This window comes from Achromobacter sp. FW305-C-28, assembly GCF_058783235.1.
This window is the reverse complement of record NZ_JBYSYL010000001.1, coordinates 893,223-912,058: the sequence shown is the minus strand read 5'-3', so window position 1 is coordinate 912,058 and position 18,836 is coordinate 893,223. Positions and strand designations below refer to the sequence as shown.

The window sequence follows — 18,836 nt, the reverse complement described above, 5'->3', positions numbered from 1 at the left end:
CGCCGCGCCACCCGGCCTTGCATCCAGTTCCCCGCGGCGCTCAGGCGCCGCGGGCGATCGGCCCGCCGCGGCTAGGCGCGGGCCAGATGCTCGTCAACCACCTCGATCCAATGCCGCACGGGCGTGTCCGTGCCGCTTTGCAGATGGCCGATGCAGCCGATGTTGGCCGACAGGATCACATCCGGCGCCGCCGGCGCGATAGCGCCCAGCTTGCGGTCGCGCAACGTCAACGCAATTTCCGGATTCAGCACCGAATAGGCGCCTGCCGAGCCGCAGCACAGGTGCTTGTCGGCAAACGGCAGCAGCTCGAACCCCAGGTCCGCCAGCAGTTGCTCCGACAACGGCCGCAGGCCTTGCCAGTGCTGCAGCGTGCAGGGAGGATGAAACGCCGCCCGCAGGCCCTTGCCCGCCAGTTGCTGCCGCAATTGCGCGGCATGGGGCGCCACGATTTCGGCCACGTCCTTGACCCGCGCGACGATGTCGGCCGCCCGCTGGGCGTAGGCCGGATCGTGACGCAGATGGTGAGCGTATTCCCTGACCATGGCGCCGCAACCCGACGCATTCATGACAATCGCTTCGACCGCGCCATCCTGTACCAGCGGCCACCAGGCATCCACGTTGGCGCGCATCTGGTCCAGCGCGGCCGCCTGCGCATCCAGGTGAAAGCTGGCCGCGCCGCAGCAGCCCGCGCCGGGCGCGATGCGTGCACCGATGCCCACCGCATCCAGCACCCGGATGGTGGCCGCATCAATCGTCGGCATCATGGCCGGCTGCACGCAGCCGGCAAGCATCAGCACCTGCCGTGCATGCCCTTCGACCGGCGGTAACGCGCCGGGGGCGCGGCGTTCGGGCACCTTGCGCTTGAGGGCCTCGGGCAACAGGCCGCGCACGGCCTGGCCCATGCGCATGGCCGGGCCGAACAGGGGCGACAACATGGCCCGTCGCAGCATCTTGCGCTTGGCCTTTTCGGCCCACGGTCGCGGCACGCGCTCTTCCACGATCTGGCGGCCGATGTCGATCAGATGGCCGTACTCCACCCCTGAGGGGCACGTGGTCTCGCAATTGCGGCAGGTCAGGCAACGATCCAGATGCTGCTGCGTCGACTGGGTGGGCTCCGCGCCTTCGAGCACCTGCTTGATCAGGTAAATGCGGCCACGCGGACTATCCAGTTCGTCGCCCAGCACCTGGTACGTGGGACAGGTGGCCGTGCAGAAGCCGCAATGCACGCAGCGCCGCAGGATCGCGTCGGCCTCTTTTCCCAGATCGGTATCGCGGGCCCAGGCTGCCAGATTGGTTTGCATGATGCGCTATAGCTCCAGGACCAGGCGGCCGGGGTTGAACAGGCCGGCCGGGTCGAGTTCTTGCTTGAGACGACGGGTGATCAGCGCGATGCCCGGCGACAACGGATGGAACACGCCATCGGCCGGCGGTTTGACGCCCGCCGGACGGAACAAGGTCGCATGGCCGCCCAGCCGCTGCGCCAGTTCGCGCAGCCCGGCGGCATCCTGCGGCCCGGACAGCCAGCGTTGGCCGCCGCCCCACTCGATCAGCGTCGGGCCATGTCCGAGCGCGGCCGCGGTGGGCGGCAGGGCCAACCGCCACAACGGCCGGCCGGGCGCAAAGAACGCGTGCGTCTGCTCGCGCAACCCCGTCCACCAGGACAGGGCAGCATCAGGCTCCAGCGCATCGCCGCCGATCAGCTGCCGCGCACTGGCGATGGCCGGTGGTGCACCGGACAGCCGCACATGCATCAGGCCCTCGCCGTCCGCCGCCCCCGTCCAGCTGGTCGCGGAAATCGGCAGCGGCTTGCCGCGCCACAGCGCAAAGCTGGCCAACGCCTGCGCCTGCGTGGACGGCAGGTTCAGCGTCACTTCCTGCATCGGCTTGGGCACGACCTTCAACGACACCTCGAGAATCGCGCCGAAGATGCCGTGCGACCCAGCCAGCAGGCGCGACACGTCATAGCCCGCCACGTTCTTCATGACCTCGCCGCCGAACGACAGCACCCGGCCATCCGAATCCAGCAGCCGCGCACCCAGCACGAAGTCGCGCAAGGCCCCGGCACTCATGCGGCGCGGCCCGGACAGGCCGGCTGCTACGCAGCCGCCCACCGTCGCCGCAGGCGAGAAATGCGGCGGCTCGAAAGCCAGCATCTGCCCGTGCTCGGCCAACGCGGCCTCCAGTTCGGCCAACGGCGTACCGGCGCGCACGGTCACCACCAGTTCAGAGGGGTGATAACTGACGATGCCGCGATACGGTGTCATATCCAGCAGGCAGTGGCCGTCTTGCGGTGTCACGGGCCGGTAATTGCCATAGAACGCCTTGCTGCCGCCGCCCATGACGAACAGCGGCTTGTGACCGGCGCGCGCCGTCATGACCTGGTCGCACAATTCCGACAGGACGAAATCCATAGGGGGAACGTCCTAGAAGCGAGCGAGATCCGGGAAACGTAGCTCGCCCGCATGCACATGCATCTTGCCGTATTCGGCGCAGCGGGCCAGTGTAGGAATGACCTTTTCAGGATTCAGCAGGCACGGCGGGTCGAACGCCCGCTTGACCGCCAGGAACGCGTCGAGTTCTTCGCGAGAGAATTGCACGCACATTTGATTTATTTTCTCCATTCCCACACCGTGCTCTCCAGTCACGGTTCCTCCTACCTGCACGCACAGTTCGAGTATGGCGGCGCCGAATTTTTCAGCACGCTCCACTTCGTCCGGTTTATTCGAATCGAACAGGATCAACGGGTGCAGGTTGCCATCGCCCGCATGAAAGACGTTGGCGCAGCGCAGGCTGAACTCGTCTTCCATTTGTTCGATGGCGCCCAGCACCCGCGCGAGATGACGGCGCGGAATCGTGCCGTCCATGCAGTAGTAATCGGGCGACACGCGCCCGGCGGCGGGAAACGCGTTCTTGCGTCCCGCCCAGAATTTGAGCCGCTCGGCTTCCGAGGCGGACACCTGGCAGCGGGTCGCCCCGGCCGCGCGAAAGATGGCTTCCATGCGCGCGATCTCGTGCGCCACTTCATCCGGCGTGCCGTCCGATTCGCACAGCAGGATGGCCTGCGCGTCCATATCGTAGCCCGCGCGCACGAAGGGTTCGACCATATGGGTGGCGCGCCGGTCCATCATTTCCAGGCCCGCCGGAATGATGCCGTCGGCGATCACCTGCGTGACGGCATTGCCCGCCGCTTCGACGCTGGCGAAGCTGGCCATCACCACCTGCGCACAGGCCGGCTTGGGGATCAACTTGACGGTCACTTCGGTCACCACGCCCAACATGCCTTCCGAGCCGATGAACACCGACAGGAGGTCCAGGCCGGGGGCGTCAGGCGCTTCGGAGCCCAGCTCCACGACGTCGCCATCGATGGTGACCATGCGCACCCGCAGCACGTTGTGCACCGTCAGCCCGTATTTCAGGCAATGCACGCCGCCAGAGTTTTCCGCGACGTTGCCGCCGATGGAACAGGCAATCTGGCTGGAAGGGTCCGGCGCGTAGTACAGCCCGTAAGGCGATGCGGCTTCGGAAATGGCCAGGTTGCGCACACCCGGCTCGACCACCGCGGTCGCGCTGGCGAGATCGATATGCTTGATGCGGTTGAATTTGGACAAGCCCAGCAGCACGCCCTGGCTGTGCGGCATCGCGCCGCCAGACAAGCCTGTACCCGCGCCGCGCGCCACCAGCGGCGCATTGAGCCGCTTGCAGATGCGCATGACCGATTGCACCTGTTCTTCGGTTTCCGGCAGGGCCACCACGGCAGGCAAGGCCCGGTACAACGACAACCCGTCGCATTCGTATGGGCGTGTGTCCTCTTCGCGAAACAGCACGCAATGCGACGGCAGCGCGGCCGACAACGCCTCGACGAGTTGCTGCAACGAATAAGGCGCCTGCACGTGTGCCAGGCCGGTTTCGACCAGAGAATTCATGAGCGCAACAATAGCGCGACCGCAGGCTGGACGCAGGCCGGGATTTACCCGCATCCTGCGTAACGCGCACGTCCGACCAACAGGCGAGACGGCCGATGCAGACGTAACCAGCCGTAAAGTGAACCCGAATTCATTCCCATTTAGTGAGAACACCCCAGGACATCAGGCCAATCCCGCTGGGCCTGCCCCGTCTCCATGAAAAAGGCCGGCGAGTTGCCCCGCCGGCCTTTTACGTACCGCCTGACGGTGCCTTACCAGGACACGATCTTGCCCGGGTTCAGGATGTTGTTCGGATCAAATGCGTGCTTGAGGCTGCGCATCAGTTCCAGGGCGTGATCGCCGTGCTCTTCGGCCATGAATTGCATTTTGTGCAGGCCCACGCCGTGTTCGCCGGTGCAGGTGCCATCAGCCGCGATGGCGCGACGCACCAGGTTGTGGTTGATGGTTTCGGATTCCTGCCATTCGCGCTCGCTGTCGGCATCCAGCAGCATCAGCACGTGGAAGTTGCCGTCGCCCACGTGGCCCACGATGGTGTAGGGGAAGCTTGCGCGGTCCAGTTCCTCGACAGTGTCGCGCACGCAATCAGCCAGGCGCGAGATCGGCACGCAGACGTCGGTAGTGCTGGCGCGGCAACCGGGACGCAGTTGCAGGCCGGCGAAATAGGCGTTGTGGCGAGCCGTCCAGAGACGGCTGCGGTCTTCGGGGCGTTCGGCCCATTCGAAATCCATGCCGCCATGTTCGGCGGTGATCGCCTGCACGGTTTCGGCCTGTTCCTGCACGCCGGCCGGGCTGCCGTGGAATTCAAACACCAGCAGCGGCGTTTCGCGCAGCGTCAGCTTGCTGTGCAGGTTCACCGAGCGCACGCTGGCCGCGTCCATGAATTCGACGCGGGCCACCGGCACGCCCATCTGGATGATTTCGATCACGCTTTGCACGGCGGCATCGAGCGTGGGGAAATTGCAGACCGCGGCCGACACGGCCTCGGGTTGCGGATACAGGCGCACCGTCACTTCGGTGATGATGCCCAGCGTGCCTTCGCTGCCCACGAAAATGCGGGTCAGGTCGTAGCCGGCCGACGACTTGCGGGCGCGGCCGGCGGTGCGCACGATGCGGCCGTCGGCGGTGACCACGGTCAGCGACATGACGTTTTCGCGCATGGTGCCGTAGCGCACGGCGTTGGTGCCCGAGGCGCGCGTGGCGGCCATGCCCCCCAGGCTGGCATCGGCGCCCGGATCGATCGGGAAGAACAGGCCGGTGCTGCGGATTTCTTCGTTGAGCTGCTTGCGCAGCACGCCGGCCTGCACCGTGGCGGTGAGGTCTTCGGCGTTGACGGCCAGCACCTTGTTCATCTGCGACAGGTCCAGGCTGATGCCGCCCTGGATCGCCAGGATATGGCCTTCAAGCGAAGAACCCGCGCCGTAGGGGATCAGCGGCACGCGGTGCTCGTTGCACAGCTTGGCGATCTCGGCGACTTCTTCGGTGGTCTGGGCGAAGACGACGGCGTCCGGCAGCATGGCCGGGTACGGCGATTCATCGCGGCCGTGGTGCTCGCGCACCGCGGTGGATTCGGAAAAGCGGTCGCCGAAACGGGCGCGCAGGGCCTCCAGACAGGCGGCCGGGACCGCGCGGCGCAGCGATTCAGCGTGCAAGGGAGCGTTCATGATCAGCGTTTTCTCGGATGGGACGATCCGGATATTCTACGCCGCCCCCGGGCGCCGCAAGTCGCCCCAAGGGGCGTCTTGCGGCAAGCCGAGGTCACTTGCCCGAAGTCAGCGCCACGCGGCGGCGTTCGCGCACCGCATGCGCCAGGCGTTCCAGCACGGCCACCGAGGCGTCCCAGTCGATGCAGCCATCCGTGATGCTCTGGCCATAGACCAGCGGGGTGCCGGGCACCATGTCCTGGCGGCCGCCCAGCAGGTGGCTTTCGACCATGACACCGACCAGACGCGCATCGCCCGCTTCCATCTGGCGCGCCACGTCCTCGACCACCAGCGTCTGGTTCTCGGGCTTCTTGCTGCTGTTGGCATGGCTGGCGTCAACCATGACGCGCTGCGCCAGACCGGCCTTGGACATGTCCTGGCAGGCCGCGTCGACGCTGGCGGCATCGTAGTTCGGCGTCTTGCCGCCGCGCAGGATGACGTGACAGTCCTCGTTGCCCGCAGTCGAGACGATGGCCGAATGCCCGCCCTTGGTCACCGACAGGAAATGGTGCGGCTGCGACGCCGCCTTGATCGCGTCGACCGCGATCTTCACATTGCCGTCCGTGCCGTTCTTGAAACCCACCGGACACGACAAGCCGGAAGCCAGTTCGCGATGCACCTGGCTTTCGGTCGTGCGCGCCCCGATCGCCCCCCAGGAGACCAGGTCCGCAATGTATTGCGGCGTAATCATGTCCAGGAACTCGCATCCCGCCGGCAGGCCCAGGCTGTTGATGTCCAGCAGCAGTTCGCGGGCCACGCGCACGCCCTTGTTGATGTCGAAGCTGCCGTTCAGGTCGGGATCATTGATCAGGCCCTTCCAGCCCACCGTGGTGCGCGGCTTCTCGAAATACACGCGCATCACGATTTCCAGGTCTGCGCTCAGGCGGTCGCGTACCGGCTTCAGGCGCTTCGCATACTCGATCGCGGCACGGGTGTCGTGAATCGAGCAGGGCCCGATCACGACGATCATGCGATCGTCCATGCCGTGCAGGATGCGGTGCATCGACTGCCGGGCGGAGAACACGGTATCGGATGCGTCTTTCGTGCATGCGAACTCGCGCATCACGTGCGCGGGCGGGTTCAGTTCCTTGATTTCTCGAATGCGAAGGTCGTCGGTATTGTGTGACACGGTACTGCTCCTGGGTTTCCCGCCACGGGGCGCATGCTCCGGGGTTGTTTCCTCAAGCTGGCGGCACAAAAAAAGCCGCCAGTTCGCTGGCGGCTTTTTTGGGGGGGATTCTTTCCAAACTTCAGATTGAGCGCGTCCCTTCCTCCGCCAGCGGCTTCAGAAAACCATAAAAATAAAAGTAAAAGGCGGGGGACGCGAATTTCATAGCGAAAGACTCTAGCACAATTTTTCCGCGCTGTCGCGCAGCGCGGAAAAATCCTCGACTCAGGCGGTTCCACCGACGGTCAGGCCTTCCATGCGGACCGTGGGCATGCCTACCCCTACCGGCACGCTCTGGCCGTCCTTGCCGCAGGTGCCCACGCCCGAATCCAGCTTCAGGTCGTTGCCGATCATGGACACGCGCGTCATGGCGTCGGGACCATTGCCGATCAGGGTGGCGCCCTTGACCGGGTAGGTGATCTTGCCGTCTTCGATCATGTAGGCCTCGGACGCCGAGAACACGAACTTGCCGTTGGTGATGTCGACCTGGCCGCCGCCGAAGTTGGCCGCGTACAGGCCGCGCTTGACGGACGAGATGATTTCCTCGGGCGCCTTATCGCCGGCCAGCATGTAGGTATTGGTCATGCGCGGCATGGGCAGGTGCGCGAACGATTCGCGCCGGCCGTTGCCGGTGGCGGCGGTCTTCATCAGGCGGGCGTTCAGGGTGTCCTGCATGTAGCCGCGCAGGATGCCGTCCTCGATCAGGACATTGCGCTGGGTGGCATTGCCCTCGTCGTCGATGTTGAGCGAACCGCGACGATCCGGGATGGTGCCGTCGTCGATCACGGTGACGCCCTTGGACGCCACGCGCTCGCCGATGCGGCCGGAGAACACGCTGGAGCCCTTGCGGTTGAAATCGCCTTCCAGGCCATGGCCCACGGCTTCGTGCAGCAGGATGCCGGGCCAGCCCGAGCCCAGCACGACGGTCATTTCGCCCGCCGGCGCGGGGCGCGCTTCGAGGTTGACCATGGCTTCGTGCACGGCGCGCTCGACGTAGCTTTGCAGCATTTCGTCCGTGAAATAGGCCAGACCGAGACGGCCGCCGCCGCCGGCGTGGCCCATTTCGCGACGGCCGTTGCGTTCGGCAATGACGGTGAGCGACAGACGAACCAGGGGGCGCACGTCGGCGGCCAGGCGGCCGTCGCTGCCGGCCACCAGCACGACGTCGTATTCGGCGCCCAGGCCCGCCATGACCTGGATCACGTGCGGATCGCGGGCACGGGCCATGCGCTCGATGCGTTCCAGCAGCGCCACCTTCTCGGGCGCACTCAGCGTCGCAACGGGATCGATATCCGCATACAGGCTGCGGCCCATTTCGGCTTCGACCTGGGCCGCCACCTTGACCTTGCCGGCGCCGCGCCGGGCAATGCCGCGCACCGCATGCGCCGACGACAGCAGCGCGTCGGCGGACAGCGAGTCGGAATAGGCGAAAGCAGTTTTCTCGCCGCTCACGGCGCGCACGCCCACGCCCTGGCTGATCGAGAAGCTGCCGGTTTTGACGATGCCCTCTTCCAGGCTCCAGCCTTCGCTGCGGGTGTACTGGAAATACAGGTCGGCGTAGTCGACCTTGTGGGTGAAGATTTCACCCAGCGCGCGCGCCATGTCGGCCTCGGTCAGCCCCCAGGGGTCGAGCAACAGCGATTTGGCGGTGGCCAGGGAAGCAATAGCGGGATCGATGATTTTCATAGGACTCTGTTGGGGGGCGCCGGCGCGGGAACGCGCCTGCATTGACGCTCAAGCCTCTATCGTAACGCCGACATGGGCTCGCCGTCCCCGGGGCGGGATATTACCTGCCAAGTTAACAAATCAGGGACTGACTGAAACTACGTATTCGCCGCAGCGAAAACCCTCGTTGGCTCGACTCGCAAATGTCTGGGCAGCCCCCTGCCGCACGCTTCGCCCCTCGCCGCATACCCTGCGGACGGGTGATTTCAAACTTGTCATACAACCAGATCAAAAAACCAAAACCTGTGAAAACACCCCTTCAACAAGTTGTCGTATATCTCCCTTGAAGCGCACCGATGAAAATAGGTATACCCGTGGAAACCGCTGAAATATTCATGCATGGCGTTGTGATCGCACCACCGATTGAGCGCCAGATCACGCCTATTCTCAGCATGCGAGAAACCCGCAATCCGCCATCGGCGTCATGGGAAAAACGGCGATTTTCCTGACATCCGCTCGCTTCGTGAAACAAAAACAGTCTTTTTCAAGCCCTGGACCGAACATTCGTCCGCCTCATGAACCAACGCCTCGTTTGTTTCAATTAGTCCCAAATTTGGGAATATCATTCCCAATACTTGTTCTCGGCGGGAACCCGCAAGTCTAAAGACTCTCCGGCGGTTTTGATACAAAGTAATTAGTCCGAAACCACGGCAATCCAGCGCCAATTTCTGTATTATGCGAAGCACAACAAATAAACATAACTTCGCCGGCGATTAAAGCAGTTCCATAATCAGGAATAAACCATGGCCCGAGAAACCTACGCAGCTCTGCAAGCAAAGATCGAAAAGGAAATCAACAAGCTCCAAAAGAAGGCTGAAGTCCTCCAAACCAAGCGCCGCAAGCCCGTGATCGCTTCGATCATCACGTCCATGCGCGAGTACGACATCACCCCGGAAGAAATCGCCGCCGCCTTTGGCTCGAACAAGCCCGCCCGTGCAGCCACGCCCAGCGGCCGCCGCAAGGCCGGCGCCGCCGCCCGCCCCGCCAACGCCGCCAAACGCGCCGTTGCGCCCAAGTACCGCCACCCCCAAACCGGGGAAACGTGGAGCGGTCGTGGCAAGGCACCGCGCTGGCTCGCCGCCGAAGAAGCCAATGGCGCCACGCGCGACAGTTTTCTTATCAAAGAATAAAACCTATTTTTCAGTAAGAAAAATAAAGGCGCACCATTTTGGTGCGCCTTTTTTATTTTAGCGCCGCGTCCGCAGCACCTGAAATTTCACTGAACCGGGAATTGAATTTCACGTTCTGCGCCATTATTTCCCGGAAAATTGTCAAAGATTGCACGGACCAGATAGGGCATCGTGCGAATGAAATTGTCCCGTTCGCTGAGTATGAAGGCGCTGGACCGGTATACCTCGGCCCCGCCTCGCTGGGTGTCGTGGATCTGCAGGGTCAAGGTATTGCGCTGGACCACCATGGGCACATCGACCCATTCCGGCCCCCAATACCCGTAGTAGCCGCCCCAGGGACGCGGACCGTAGAAGCCGCCGTAGCCGTAGCCGCCGTTGTAATACGGGTCATACGGACGCCGCACCATGATCTGGGTCTGCGCCGTCCCATACTTGAACGAGACGTCGAAGCGGGCCTTGGCGCCGCCCTGAGCCTCGACCAGCCCGGTGGCGCCGATACCGGCGCGCACCATATCTTGATAGGACTGGTATTCCAGATTATTGGTTTGCGTGGCGTCGGCGGGTACGAACTGGTAAGTCTGGCCTTCGACGCCGGTCGGCCATTGCTGGAAAGAGGTGACGCGGGCGGACACCGTCGGGGCCGCGCATCCGCTCAGCACCAGAGCCCCCATGACGGCCAGCACCGCGGCCCAGCGGCCGGCATTGAAACGGGAAGGACGGGACATTTGCGACTCCTCATTGCGCGCGACGGCGCCATCATACTGACGTTTGACCGCGCGGGCCGGCAAAAGTTTGCGGTAGGCCATCAGGCAGCCCTGCACCCGCCTGCCCAGCCACTACAATAGGACTCTCCGTTCAAACAGGACTGCAATCCCATGCGCACAGACACGCCCGTTACCGTATACCGCAAGGATTACCAGCCCTACCCCTACGATATTCCCCATGTCGCGCTGGCTTTCGACCTGGCCCCTGAGGCCACCGAGGTGCGCTGCGTCATGCAGGTGCAGCGCAAGGCCGACGCCAGCGCCGATGCCGCCCTGGTGCTGGACGGCGAAGACCTGGAACTGGTCTCGGTTGCCGTCGATGGCCAACCACTGGCCGCCGACCGCTACCATCAGTCCGAACACAGCCTGGCGCTGTATGGCCTGCCGGCCGATGCCTCGGTGGAAATCGTCAGCCGCTGCAAACCCGCCGCCAATTCCACGCTGATGGGCCTGTACGTATCGGGCGGCAATTTCTTTACGCAATGCGAGGCCGAAGGCTTTCGCCGCATTACCTGGTTTGCCGACCGTCCGGATGTCATGTCGCGCTACCGCGTGACCCTGCGCGCCGAACCGGCCTACCCCGTGCTGCTGTCCAATGGCAACCTGGTCGCCTCGCGCCAATTGCCCGATGGCCGCAACGAAGTCGAATGGGAAGACCCGTTCCCCAAGCCCTGCTATCTGTTTGCCCTGGTGGCCGGCAACCTGACGCACCGCGAAACCACCGTCAAGACCGTCAGCGGCCGCGACGTGCTGCTGCAGGTCTATAGCGACCCGGGCTCCGAAACCAAGACCGAATGGGCGCTCGATTCCCTGGTGCGTGCACTGCGCTGGGACGAAGCCCGTTTCGGCCTGGAACTGGACCTGGACCGCTTCATGGTGGTGGCCGTCCATGATTTCAATATGGGCGCGATGGAAAACAAGGGCCTGAACATTTTCAATGCCGCCTACGTGCTGGCCGACGCCGATACGGCCACGGACGCCAACTACGAAGGCATTGAATCGGTCATCGGCCACGAATACTTCCATAACTGGACTGGCAACCGCGTCACCTGCCGCGACTGGTTCCAGCTCAGCCTGAAAGAAGGCCTGACTGTATTCCGCGACCAGGAATTCAGCGCCGACATGATGGCGCAGGACATGGACGCCGCCGCCGCCGCCAGCGCTCGCGCCGTGAAACGCATCGACGACGTCGTCACCCTGCGCGCCGCGCAGTTTCCCGAAGACGCGGGCCCGATGGCCCACCCGATCCGGCCCGACAGCTACCAGGAAATCGGCAATTTCTATACCGCCACGGTGTACGAGAAAGGCGCCGAAGTCATCCGCATGCAGCACACGCTGCTGGGTGAAGCCGGTTTTCGCGCCGGCATGGACGAATATTTCCGCCGCCACGACGGCCAGGCCGTCACCTGCGACGATTTCGTCGCAGCGATGGAATCGGTTTATACGCGCCAACATCCCGGTCGCGACCTGAGCGTGTTCCGCAACTGGTATCGACAGGCCGGCACGCCGCGCGTGACGGTCAAGCTCGATCACGACGCCGCCTCGCGCCGTGTGACGGTGACGCTGTCGCAGGATTGCCAGCCGGTCGGCGTTGAAAAGAAGGCCCCCGCCGGCTTCGTCAAGGCGCCGTACCATATCCCCTTCGCCATCGGCCTGCTCGACCGTGAGGGTCGCGCCCTGACCCTGCGCCACGAAGGCGCCGAACGCGAAACCGCCTTGCTGGAACTGACCACCCAGACCCAGCAATGGCACTTCGACGGCATTGATGCCTTGCCGGTGCCGTCCCTGCTGCGCGATTTCTCGGCCCCCGTGATCGTCGACTATGACTGGACCGACGCCGAGCTGGCACTGCTGTCGGCCCACGACAGCAATCCGTTCGCACGCTGGGAAGCCGGCCAGGAATTGGCCACGCGCCAGATCCTGAGCCTGGCCGACGCCCGCCAGGCCGGCCGCACACTGCACGCCGACGCCGCCTTCATCGATGCCTGGCGCGCCCTCCTGACCGACCCCAGCCTGGACGCCGCCTACCGCGCCCGCGCGCTGGCATTGCCTTCGGAAAAGACGCTGGCCGAGCGCATGCAGGCCGTGGACCCACCGGCCCTGGCCGTGGCCCGCGATTTCCTGCGCGCCGAACTGGGCCGTCAGCTCACGGCGGAGTTCCGCCAAGCCTTCGACGACAACCAGACGCCAGGCGAATACAGCCCGGCTCCCGTGCCCGCCGGCAAGCGCGCCCTGAAGAACCTGGCGCTCAGCCACTTGATGGCCGCCGGCGAACACGAGGCGCAGCGCCTGGCCGAGCAGCAATACGAGCACGCCGGCAACATGACCGACAGCATGGCCGCCCTGTCTGCCCTGATCAACTATGGTCAGGGCGAGTTCCCGCAACAGGCGCTGGCCGCGTTCTACGACAAATGGCAAGACAACGCGCTGGTGGTGGACAAGTGGTTTGCCTTGCAGGCGGCCGCTCGCTACACCACCGTGCAGACCGCGCGCGAGCTGATGAAACACCCGGCGTTCACGCTGCGCAATCCCAACCGCGCACGTGCCCTGGTGTTCCAGTTCTGCCTGAACAACGCCCGCGGCATGCACCACCCCGACGGCACCGGCTACGCCTTCTGGGCCGAGCAGGTGCTGGCGCTGGACGCCCTCAACCCGGAAATCGCCGCCCGCCTGGCGCGCGCGCTGGACAACTGGTCGCGCTTCGTGCCGGCCCTGCGTACCCCCATGCAGGCGGCCCTGCAGCAGGTCCGCGGGCACGAGGGGCTGTCGCGCAACGTCCAGGAAATCGTATCCAAGGCATTAGAATTCGCAGCATAGGGAGAACCTTTTGAAACGTAAAACACTTACCCAATACCTGGTCGAGCAGCAACGCTCCGCCCAGGCCCTGGCCCCCGAAGTGCGGCTGCTCATCGAGGTCGTCGCGCGCGCCTGCAAGGCGATCAGCCACGCAGTCAGCAAGGGCGCCCTGGGCGGCGTCCTGGGCAGCCTCGAAAGCGAGAACGTGCAGGGCGAAGTCCAGAAGAAGCTGGACGTCCTGTCCAACGAGATCCTGCTCGAAGCCAACGAATGGGGCGGTCACCTGGCGGCCATGGCCTCGGAAGAGATGGAAACCATCCACCTCATCCCGAACCGCTACCCCAAGGGCGAATACCTGCTGCTGTTCGATCCCCTGGATGGCTCGTCGAACATCGACGTGAACGTCTCGATCGGCACCATCTTCTCGGTGCTGCAGGCGCCGCACAATGTGTCGGGCGCCCCGGTCTGCGAAGCCGACTTCCTGCAGCCGGGCAACAAGCAGGTCGTGGCCGGCTATGCCGTGTACGGCCCGCAGACCATGCTGGTGCTGACCATCGGCAACGGCGTGGTGGGCTTCACGCTGGACCGCGAAATGGGCTCGTGGGTGCTCACCCACGAAAATATCCGGGTGCCGGAAGACACCAAGGAATTCGCGATCAACATGTCGAACATGCGTCACTGGGCCGCCCCGGTCAAACGCTATGTCGACGATTGCCTGGCCGGCACCACCGGCCCCCTGGGCAAGGACTACAACATGCGCTGGATCGCCTCGATGGTGGCGGACGTGCATCGCATCCTGACCCGTGGCGGCATTTTCATGTATCCCTGGGATGCCCGCGAACCCGGCAAGGCCGGCAAGCTGCGCCTGATGTATGAAGCCAACCCCATGAGCTTCCTGGTCGAGCAGGCTGGCGGCGCATCGATCAACGGCGAACAGCGCATCATGGACATCCAGCCGGACAAGCTGCACCAGCGCGTGAGCGTCATCCTGGGTTCCAAGAACGAAGTCGAACGCGTGGGCCGTTATCACGCCGAGGCTGCGGCAGCAGCCAAGTAAGCCTCGCCTTCGCGCGACGCCCATGCAAAAGCCCCGGCCTTGGCCGGGGCTTTTTTTGCGCGGTACGTTGTGCGCCGCGGTTGATCCGCGACGCTTGCCGCGCTTACTTCACTTCTTCGATGGACTTCACATCGTCCTTGTTGATCTGGACCTTCTTGCCGTCCTTGTCGTACTCGTACATGCCCGACTTCTTGTCGTAGGTGGGCGTATCCGGGGTGACGGTCGAGCTCCCGTCCCGTTGCTGAATGACCGAGGGCGACGAGCATCCGGCCAGCACCCCAACTCCGGTCACCACCAGGGCCAACGTCATGGTCTTCAGGTTCATGGGCGTGTTCTCCGAGTGTGAATGGTGGATTCACTGTATCGGATGATGGCGCGCAATAAGTGACGGGTTGTGGCCAAAGTGCGTGAGAACGTAAAAAACCCCTCGCGGTTTACACCGGCGAGGGGTTGCAACCCAATACATCCGCAAGCAGCCTTTACACCTTGGCGTGGGCTTCGATGTAGCGGCGTACGGCGGCGGCATCGCAGTCCATGACTTCGACACGCTGCGGCAGGGATTCCAGGTTGGCCAGGTTGCCCGGCGGCGTGGCCGGACGGCCCAGCGCGGCCTCGATGGTTTCCGAGAACTTGGCCGGCAAGGCGGTTTCCAGCACCAGCATCGGCACGCCCGGTTCGACGTGGTCGCGCGCGACCTTGACGCCGTCGGCGGTGTGCGGATCGACCAGCACGCCGGTCTGGTCGTACAGCGAGCGGATGGTGGCCAGGCGATCTTCGTGCGAGCTGGCGCCCGACACGAAGCCGTAGCGTTCTTCGAATTGCGGCTGCAGGGCCGACAGGTCGAAGAAGCCATCGCGCGCCAGGTCAGACCACAAGGCCTTGACGCGGGCGGCATCGCGGCCGACCAGGTCGAACACGAAGCGCTCGAAGTTCGAGGCGCGCGAGATGTCCATTGACGGACTGGACGTGGCGTAGGTCTGCTCGGCCGGGCGCGGACGGTAGACGCCGGTGCGGAAGAATTCTTCCAGCACGTTGTTCTCGTTCGTGGCCAGCACCAGGCGGCGCACGGGCAGGCCCATGCTGCGCGCGATATGGCCGGACAGGATATTGCCGAAGTTGCCCGAGGGCACGGCAAACGAGACCTGCTGGCCCGGCTTGTCGGTGGCGCGCAGCCAGCCGTGGAAGTAGTACACCACCTGGGCGGCAATGCGCGCCCAATTGATGGAATTGACGGCGCCCAGGCGGTACTTGGACTTGAACGCCAGGTCGCCGGCCAAGGCCTTGACGATGTCCTGGGCCTCGTCGAACACGCCGCGCACGGCGATGTTGTGGATGTTCTCGTCCTGCAGCGAATACATCTGGGCGCGCTGGAACGCGCTCATGCGACCGTGCGGCGACAGCATGAAGACGGCCACGCCGCGCTTGCCGCGCAAGGCGTATTCGGCGGCCGAACCGGTATCGCCCGAGGTGGCGCCCACGATGTTGAGCGTGGTGTCGCGGCGGGTCAGCACGTATTCGAACACCTGGCCCAGGAACTGCATGGCCATGTCCTTGAAGGCCAGCGTCGGCCCTTCGGACAGCCCCAGCAGCGACAGGCCGTTGTCCAGCGGACGCAGCGGCACGATGTCTTCGCTGTTGAAGATCTGCGACGTGTACGCGGCGCGGGTCAGGCCACGCAGGTCGTCGGCCGGGATGTCGGTGGCAAAGCGCGATAGCACCTCGAACGCCAGGTCGGCATACGGCAGGCCGCGCCAGGATTCGAGCGTTTCCGCCGAGACCTGGGGCAGTTGCTCGGGCACGGCCAGGCCGCCATCCGGGGCCAGCCCTTCAAGCAGGATGTCGGAGAACGGCTGGGGGGCCATGCCCCCTCGGGTGGAAATGTAGTTCATGTCAGGTTTTCCACGCGCAGGCGGGTGACCTTGGACCGCACGAACGGCAAGGCCTCGATGCGCTCGATGGCTCGATTGACGTTGCCTTCCACCGCCTCGTGCGTCAGGAAGATGATGTCCGCGCCACCGATGTGCGAAGGCTGCTGGATCATCGACCCGATCGAGATCGAGCGGTCGGCCAGGATGCGCGCGATGTCGGCCAGCACGCCCGGCTGGTCGTCCACGCGCAGGCGCAGGTAGTACGAGGTGCTGACCTGTTCGATCGACAGGATCGGCGTATCCGACATGGCGTCCGGCTGGAAGGCCAGGTGCGGCACGCGGTTGCCCGGGTCGGCGGTGTGCAGGCGGGTCACGTCGACCAGGTCGGCCACCACGGCCGAGGCGGTGGGCTCTTCGCCCGCGCCCTGGCCGTAGTACAGCGTGGGGCCAACGGCATCGCCCTTGACCAGCACGGCGTTCATCGCGCCTTCGACATTGGCCAAGAGGCGCTCGGCCGGCACCAGCGCCGGGTGCACGCGCAATTCGATGCCATCGTTGCGGCGCTTGGTGATGCCCAGCAGCTTGATGCGGTAGCCCAGGCGTTCGGCGTGCTCGATGTCTTCGGCGGCCAGTTGCGAGATGCCTTCGATGTAGGCGCGGTCGAACTGCACCGGCACGCCGAAGGCCAGCGATGCCAGCAGCGTCAGCTTGTGCGCGGCGTCCACGCCTTCGACGTCGAAGGTGGGGTCGGCTTCGGCGTAGCCCAGGCGCTGGGCTTCGGCCAGCACGTCGGCGAACGGCAGGCCGCGCGAGCGCATTTCGGACAGGATGAAATTGGTGGTGCCGTTGATGATGCCGGCGACCCACTGGATGCGGTTGGCGGTCAGGCCTTCGCGGATGGCCTTGATGATGGGGATGCCGCCGGCCACCGCGGCCTCGAACGCCACCATCACGCCGCGCTCGGACGCTGCAGCGAAGATCTCGTTGCCGTGCTTGGCCAGCAAGGCCTTGTTGGCCGTGACCACGTGCTTGCCGTTGGCGATGGCTTCGAGCACCAACTCGAGCGCCAGGGTATCGCCACCGATCAGTTCGACGACGATGTCGATATCGGGGTCGCGTACCAGCGCGTGCACATCGGTATCGACGCGCAGCGCGTCGCCGACGCGCGCGCGGGCCTTCTGCACGTCGCGCACGGCGGCGCGGGTGACTTCAATGCGGCGACCCGCGCGGCGCGCGATCTCTTCCGCATTGCGCGACAGCACGGTCCACGTGCCGCCACCGACGACGCCCAGGCCCAGCAGGCCCACTTTCATGGGATTCATCGCGGCGCCCTCTGCGGGCGGGCGTTGAGGGGAATTCATTTCATTTCTCCAAATTGCTCACGCAACAACGGCTGCAGCCACGAGATGCCCCTCGAGCGGGATGCCGCGGATCCGGCTCCGCCGGTCCGCCAGCATGCCCCCTGGGGGGAAGCGCGCAGCGCTACGGGGGGGACCCCTACCCGGGCCCCTACTTCAGCAGACCGTCCTTGCGGAACATATCCTTGATGCCGCGCACCGCCTGGCGGGTGCGCTGCTCGTTTTCGATAAGCGCGAAGCGTACGTATTCGTCGCCATACTCGCCGAAGCCGATCCCGGGGGACACGGCCACTTTCGCATCCGACAGGACGCGCTTGGCAAATTCCAAAGAGCCCATCGCCCTGTAGGGTTCGGGGATCTGCGCCCAGATGTACATGGACGCCTTGGGAATTTCCACATTCCAACCTGCTTCATGCAGACCGCGCGCGAGCACGTCGCGGCGGCTTTGGTACTGCGCCACGATTTCGTTCACGCAATCCTGCGGGCCATCCAGGGCGGCGATGGAAGCCACCTGGATCGGCGTGAACGTACCGTAGTCGTGATAGCTCTTGATGCGCGCCAGCGCGCCGACCAGCTCGCGGTTGCCGACCATGTAGCCGATGCGCCAGCCCGCCATGTTGTAGCTCTTGCTCATGGTGAAGAACTCGACCGCGACATCGCGCGCGCCGGGCACCTGCATGATCGAGGGGGCGACATAGCCGTCGAAGGTGATGTCGGCGTAGGCCAGGTCGTGCACCACCAGGATATCGTGTTCCTTGGCCAGCGCCACCACGCGTTCGAAGAACGACAGGTCGACGCACTGGGCCGTGGGGTTGCTGGGAAAGCCCAGCACCATCATCTTGGGCTTCGGGATCGACTCGCGCACGGCGCGTTCGAGCTCTTCGAAGAAGTCCACGCCGGGCGTCATGCGCACCGAGCGGATGTTGGCGCCGGCAATGACGGCGCCATAGATGTGGATCGGGTAACTGGGGTTGGGCACCAGCACGGTATCGCCGCGGTCCAGGGTGGCCAGCATCAGGTGGGCCAGGCCTTCCTTGGAACCGATGGTGACGATGGCTTCGGAATCGGGGTCGAACTCGACGGCGTAACGGCGCTGGTACCAGTCACAGATGGCCTTGCGCAGGCGCGGGATGCCCTTGGACACCGAGTAGCCGTGGGTGGTCGGGCGCATGGTGGCTTCGACCATCTTGTCCACGATGTGCTTGGGGGTGGCGCCATCCGGGTTGCCCATCGACATGTCGATGATGTCCTCGCCGCGCCGACGGGCCGCCATCTTGAGCTCGCCGGTAATGTTGAAAACGTACGGGGGCAAACGCTCAATGCGAGAGAACTTCCTCATGATGGGAA

14 protein-coding genes are annotated in these 18,836 nt (G+C 64.7%); 3 read left to right on the top strand and 11 right to left on the bottom strand.

Features of this window, described 5'->3' with window-relative positions; genetic code table 11:
* Positions 1-71: 71 nt before the first annotated feature.
* From glcF to tldD, 6 genes are all read right to left on the bottom strand, one after another.
* Positions 72-1,301, bottom strand: coding sequence for a glycolate oxidase subunit GlcF (gene glcF, locus AC3WMR_RS04200; RefSeq protein ID WP_492262758.1), 1,230 nt, complete (start codon positions 1,299-1,301; stop codon positions 72-74).
* A gap of 6 nt (positions 1,302-1,307) precedes the next feature.
* The gene (glcE, locus tag AC3WMR_RS04195) at positions 1,308-2,411 is read right to left on the bottom strand and encodes a glycolate oxidase subunit GlcE (RefSeq protein WP_492262757.1); all 1,104 of its coding nucleotides are present in this window, start codon (positions 2,409-2,411) and stop codon (positions 1,308-1,310) included.
* A gap of 12 nt (positions 2,412-2,423) precedes the next feature.
* On the bottom strand, positions 2,424-3,923 hold the full coding sequence (locus AC3WMR_RS04190; RefSeq protein WP_025140326.1) for an FAD-linked oxidase C-terminal domain-containing protein: 1,500 nt from the start codon (positions 3,921-3,923) through the stop codon (positions 2,424-2,426).
* 251 nt (positions 3,924-4,174) lie between these two features.
* The gene (locus AC3WMR_RS04185; protein ID WP_492262756.1) at positions 4,175-5,584 is read right to left on the bottom strand and encodes an FAD-binding oxidoreductase; all 1,410 of its coding nucleotides are present in this window, start codon (positions 5,582-5,584) and stop codon (positions 4,175-4,177) included.
* Between the two features lie 94 nt (positions 5,585-5,678).
* On the bottom strand, positions 5,679-6,752 hold the full coding sequence (gene aroG, locus AC3WMR_RS04180; protein ID WP_492262755.1) for a 3-deoxy-7-phosphoheptulonate synthase AroG: 1,074 nt from the start codon (positions 6,750-6,752) through the stop codon (positions 5,679-5,681).
* A 264-nt stretch (positions 6,753-7,016) separates the two neighbouring features.
* Positions 7,017-8,477: a metalloprotease TldD gene (gene tldD / locus AC3WMR_RS04175; protein WP_175193961.1), complete on the bottom strand. Its 1,461-nt coding sequence runs from the start codon at positions 8,475-8,477 to the stop codon at positions 7,017-7,019.
* 782 nt (positions 8,478-9,259) lie between these two features.
* On the opposite strand from tldD, the gene AC3WMR_RS04170 reads away from it, so the two are divergent.
* On the top strand, positions 9,260-9,646 hold the full coding sequence (locus tag AC3WMR_RS04170; RefSeq protein ID WP_492262754.1) for an H-NS histone family protein: 387 nt from the start codon (positions 9,260-9,262) through the stop codon (positions 9,644-9,646).
* Between the two features lie 86 nt (positions 9,647-9,732).
* Here AC3WMR_RS04170 and AC3WMR_RS04165 read toward each other — a convergent pair whose 3' ends face one another.
* Complete coding sequence (locus AC3WMR_RS04165; protein WP_492262868.1) at positions 9,733-10,371, bottom strand: DUF4136 domain-containing protein; 639 nt, start codon at positions 10,369-10,371, stop codon at positions 9,733-9,735.
* 150 nt (positions 10,372-10,521) lie between these two features.
* Here AC3WMR_RS04165 and pepN point away from each other — a divergent pair, with 150 nt between their 5' ends.
* Together pepN and AC3WMR_RS04155 are read left to right on the top strand one after the other, a co-directional pair.
* On the top strand, positions 10,522-13,227 hold the full coding sequence (gene pepN / locus AC3WMR_RS04160; protein ID WP_492262753.1) for an aminopeptidase N: 2,706 nt from the start codon (positions 10,522-10,524) through the stop codon (positions 13,225-13,227).
* A gap of 10 nt (positions 13,228-13,237) precedes the next feature.
* Entirely contained in the window at positions 13,238-14,263 is a 1,026-nt protein-coding gene (locus tag AC3WMR_RS04155; protein ID WP_175193959.1) for a class 1 fructose-bisphosphatase, read from the top strand.
* A 103-nt stretch (positions 14,264-14,366) separates the two neighbouring features.
* Here the strand turns inward: AC3WMR_RS04155 and AC3WMR_RS04150 are convergent, their stop codons facing one another.
* The 4 genes from AC3WMR_RS04150 to alaC all read right to left on the bottom strand — a co-directional run bounded on the left by AC3WMR_RS04150 (position 14,367) and on the right by alaC (position 18,828).
* Positions 14,367-14,588 (bottom strand): YgdI/YgdR family lipoprotein, encoded by a 222-nt coding sequence (locus tag AC3WMR_RS04150; protein WP_492262752.1) that lies wholly within the window; start codon positions 14,586-14,588, stop codon positions 14,367-14,369.
* A gap of 154 nt (positions 14,589-14,742) precedes the next feature.
* On the bottom strand, positions 14,743-16,152 hold the full coding sequence (gene thrC, locus AC3WMR_RS04145) for a threonine synthase (protein WP_492262751.1): 1,410 nt from the start codon (positions 16,150-16,152) through the stop codon (positions 14,743-14,745).
* Positions 16,149-17,453: a homoserine dehydrogenase gene (locus AC3WMR_RS04140; RefSeq protein ID WP_492262867.1), complete on the bottom strand. Its 1,305-nt coding sequence runs from the start codon at positions 17,451-17,453 to the stop codon at positions 16,149-16,151. Before AC3WMR_RS04140 ends, thrC begins: the two co-directional genes overlap by 4 nt.
* A gap of 187 nt (positions 17,454-17,640) precedes the next feature.
* Positions 17,641-18,828 carry an alanine transaminase gene (alaC, locus tag AC3WMR_RS04135; RefSeq protein WP_025140316.1) on the bottom strand — a complete coding sequence of 396 codons (1,188 nt, stop codon included), beginning with the start codon at positions 18,826-18,828 and terminating at the stop codon, positions 17,641-17,643.
* Between the last annotated feature and the right edge of the window lie 8 nt (positions 18,829-18,836).

Coding starts and splice junctions, on each gene's coding strand:
- tldD (WP_175193961.1), bottom strand. CDS start 8,477: ATGAAAATCATCGATCCCGCTATTGCTTCCCTGGCCACCGCCAAATCG.
- AC3WMR_RS04170 (WP_492262754.1), top strand. CDS start 9,260: ATGGCCCGAGAAACCTACGCAGCTCTGCAAGCAAAGATCGAAAAGGAA.
- AC3WMR_RS04140 (WP_492262867.1), bottom strand. CDS start 17,453: ATGAATCCCATGAAAGTGGGCCTGCTGGGCCTGGGCGTCGTCGGTGGC.
- pepN (WP_492262753.1), top strand. CDS start 10,522: ATGCGCACAGACACGCCCGTTACCGTATACCGCAAGGATTACCAGCCC.
- glcE (WP_492262757.1), bottom strand. CDS start 2,411: ATGGATTTCGTCCTGTCGGAATTGTGCGACCAGGTCATGACGGCGCGC.
- AC3WMR_RS04185 (WP_492262756.1), bottom strand. CDS start 5,584: ATGAACGCTCCCTTGCACGCTGAATCGCTGCGCCGCGCGGTCCCGGCC.
- alaC (WP_025140316.1), bottom strand. CDS start 18,828: ATGAGGAAGTTCTCTCGCATTGAGCGTTTGCCCCCGTACGTTTTCAAC.
- glcF (WP_492262758.1), bottom strand. CDS start 1,301: ATGCAAACCAATCTGGCAGCCTGGGCCCGCGATACCGATCTGGGAAAA.
- thrC (WP_492262751.1), bottom strand. CDS start 16,152: ATGAACTACATTTCCACCCGAGGGGGCATGGCCCCCCAGCCGTTCTCC.
- AC3WMR_RS04190 (WP_025140326.1), bottom strand. CDS start 3,923: ATGAATTCTCTGGTCGAAACCGGCCTGGCACACGTGCAGGCGCCTTAT.
- AC3WMR_RS04150 (WP_492262752.1), bottom strand. CDS start 14,588: ATGAACCTGAAGACCATGACGTTGGCCCTGGTGGTGACCGGAGTTGGG.
- AC3WMR_RS04165 (WP_492262868.1), bottom strand. CDS start 10,371: ATGTCCCGTCCTTCCCGTTTCAATGCCGGCCGCTGGGCCGCGGTGCTG.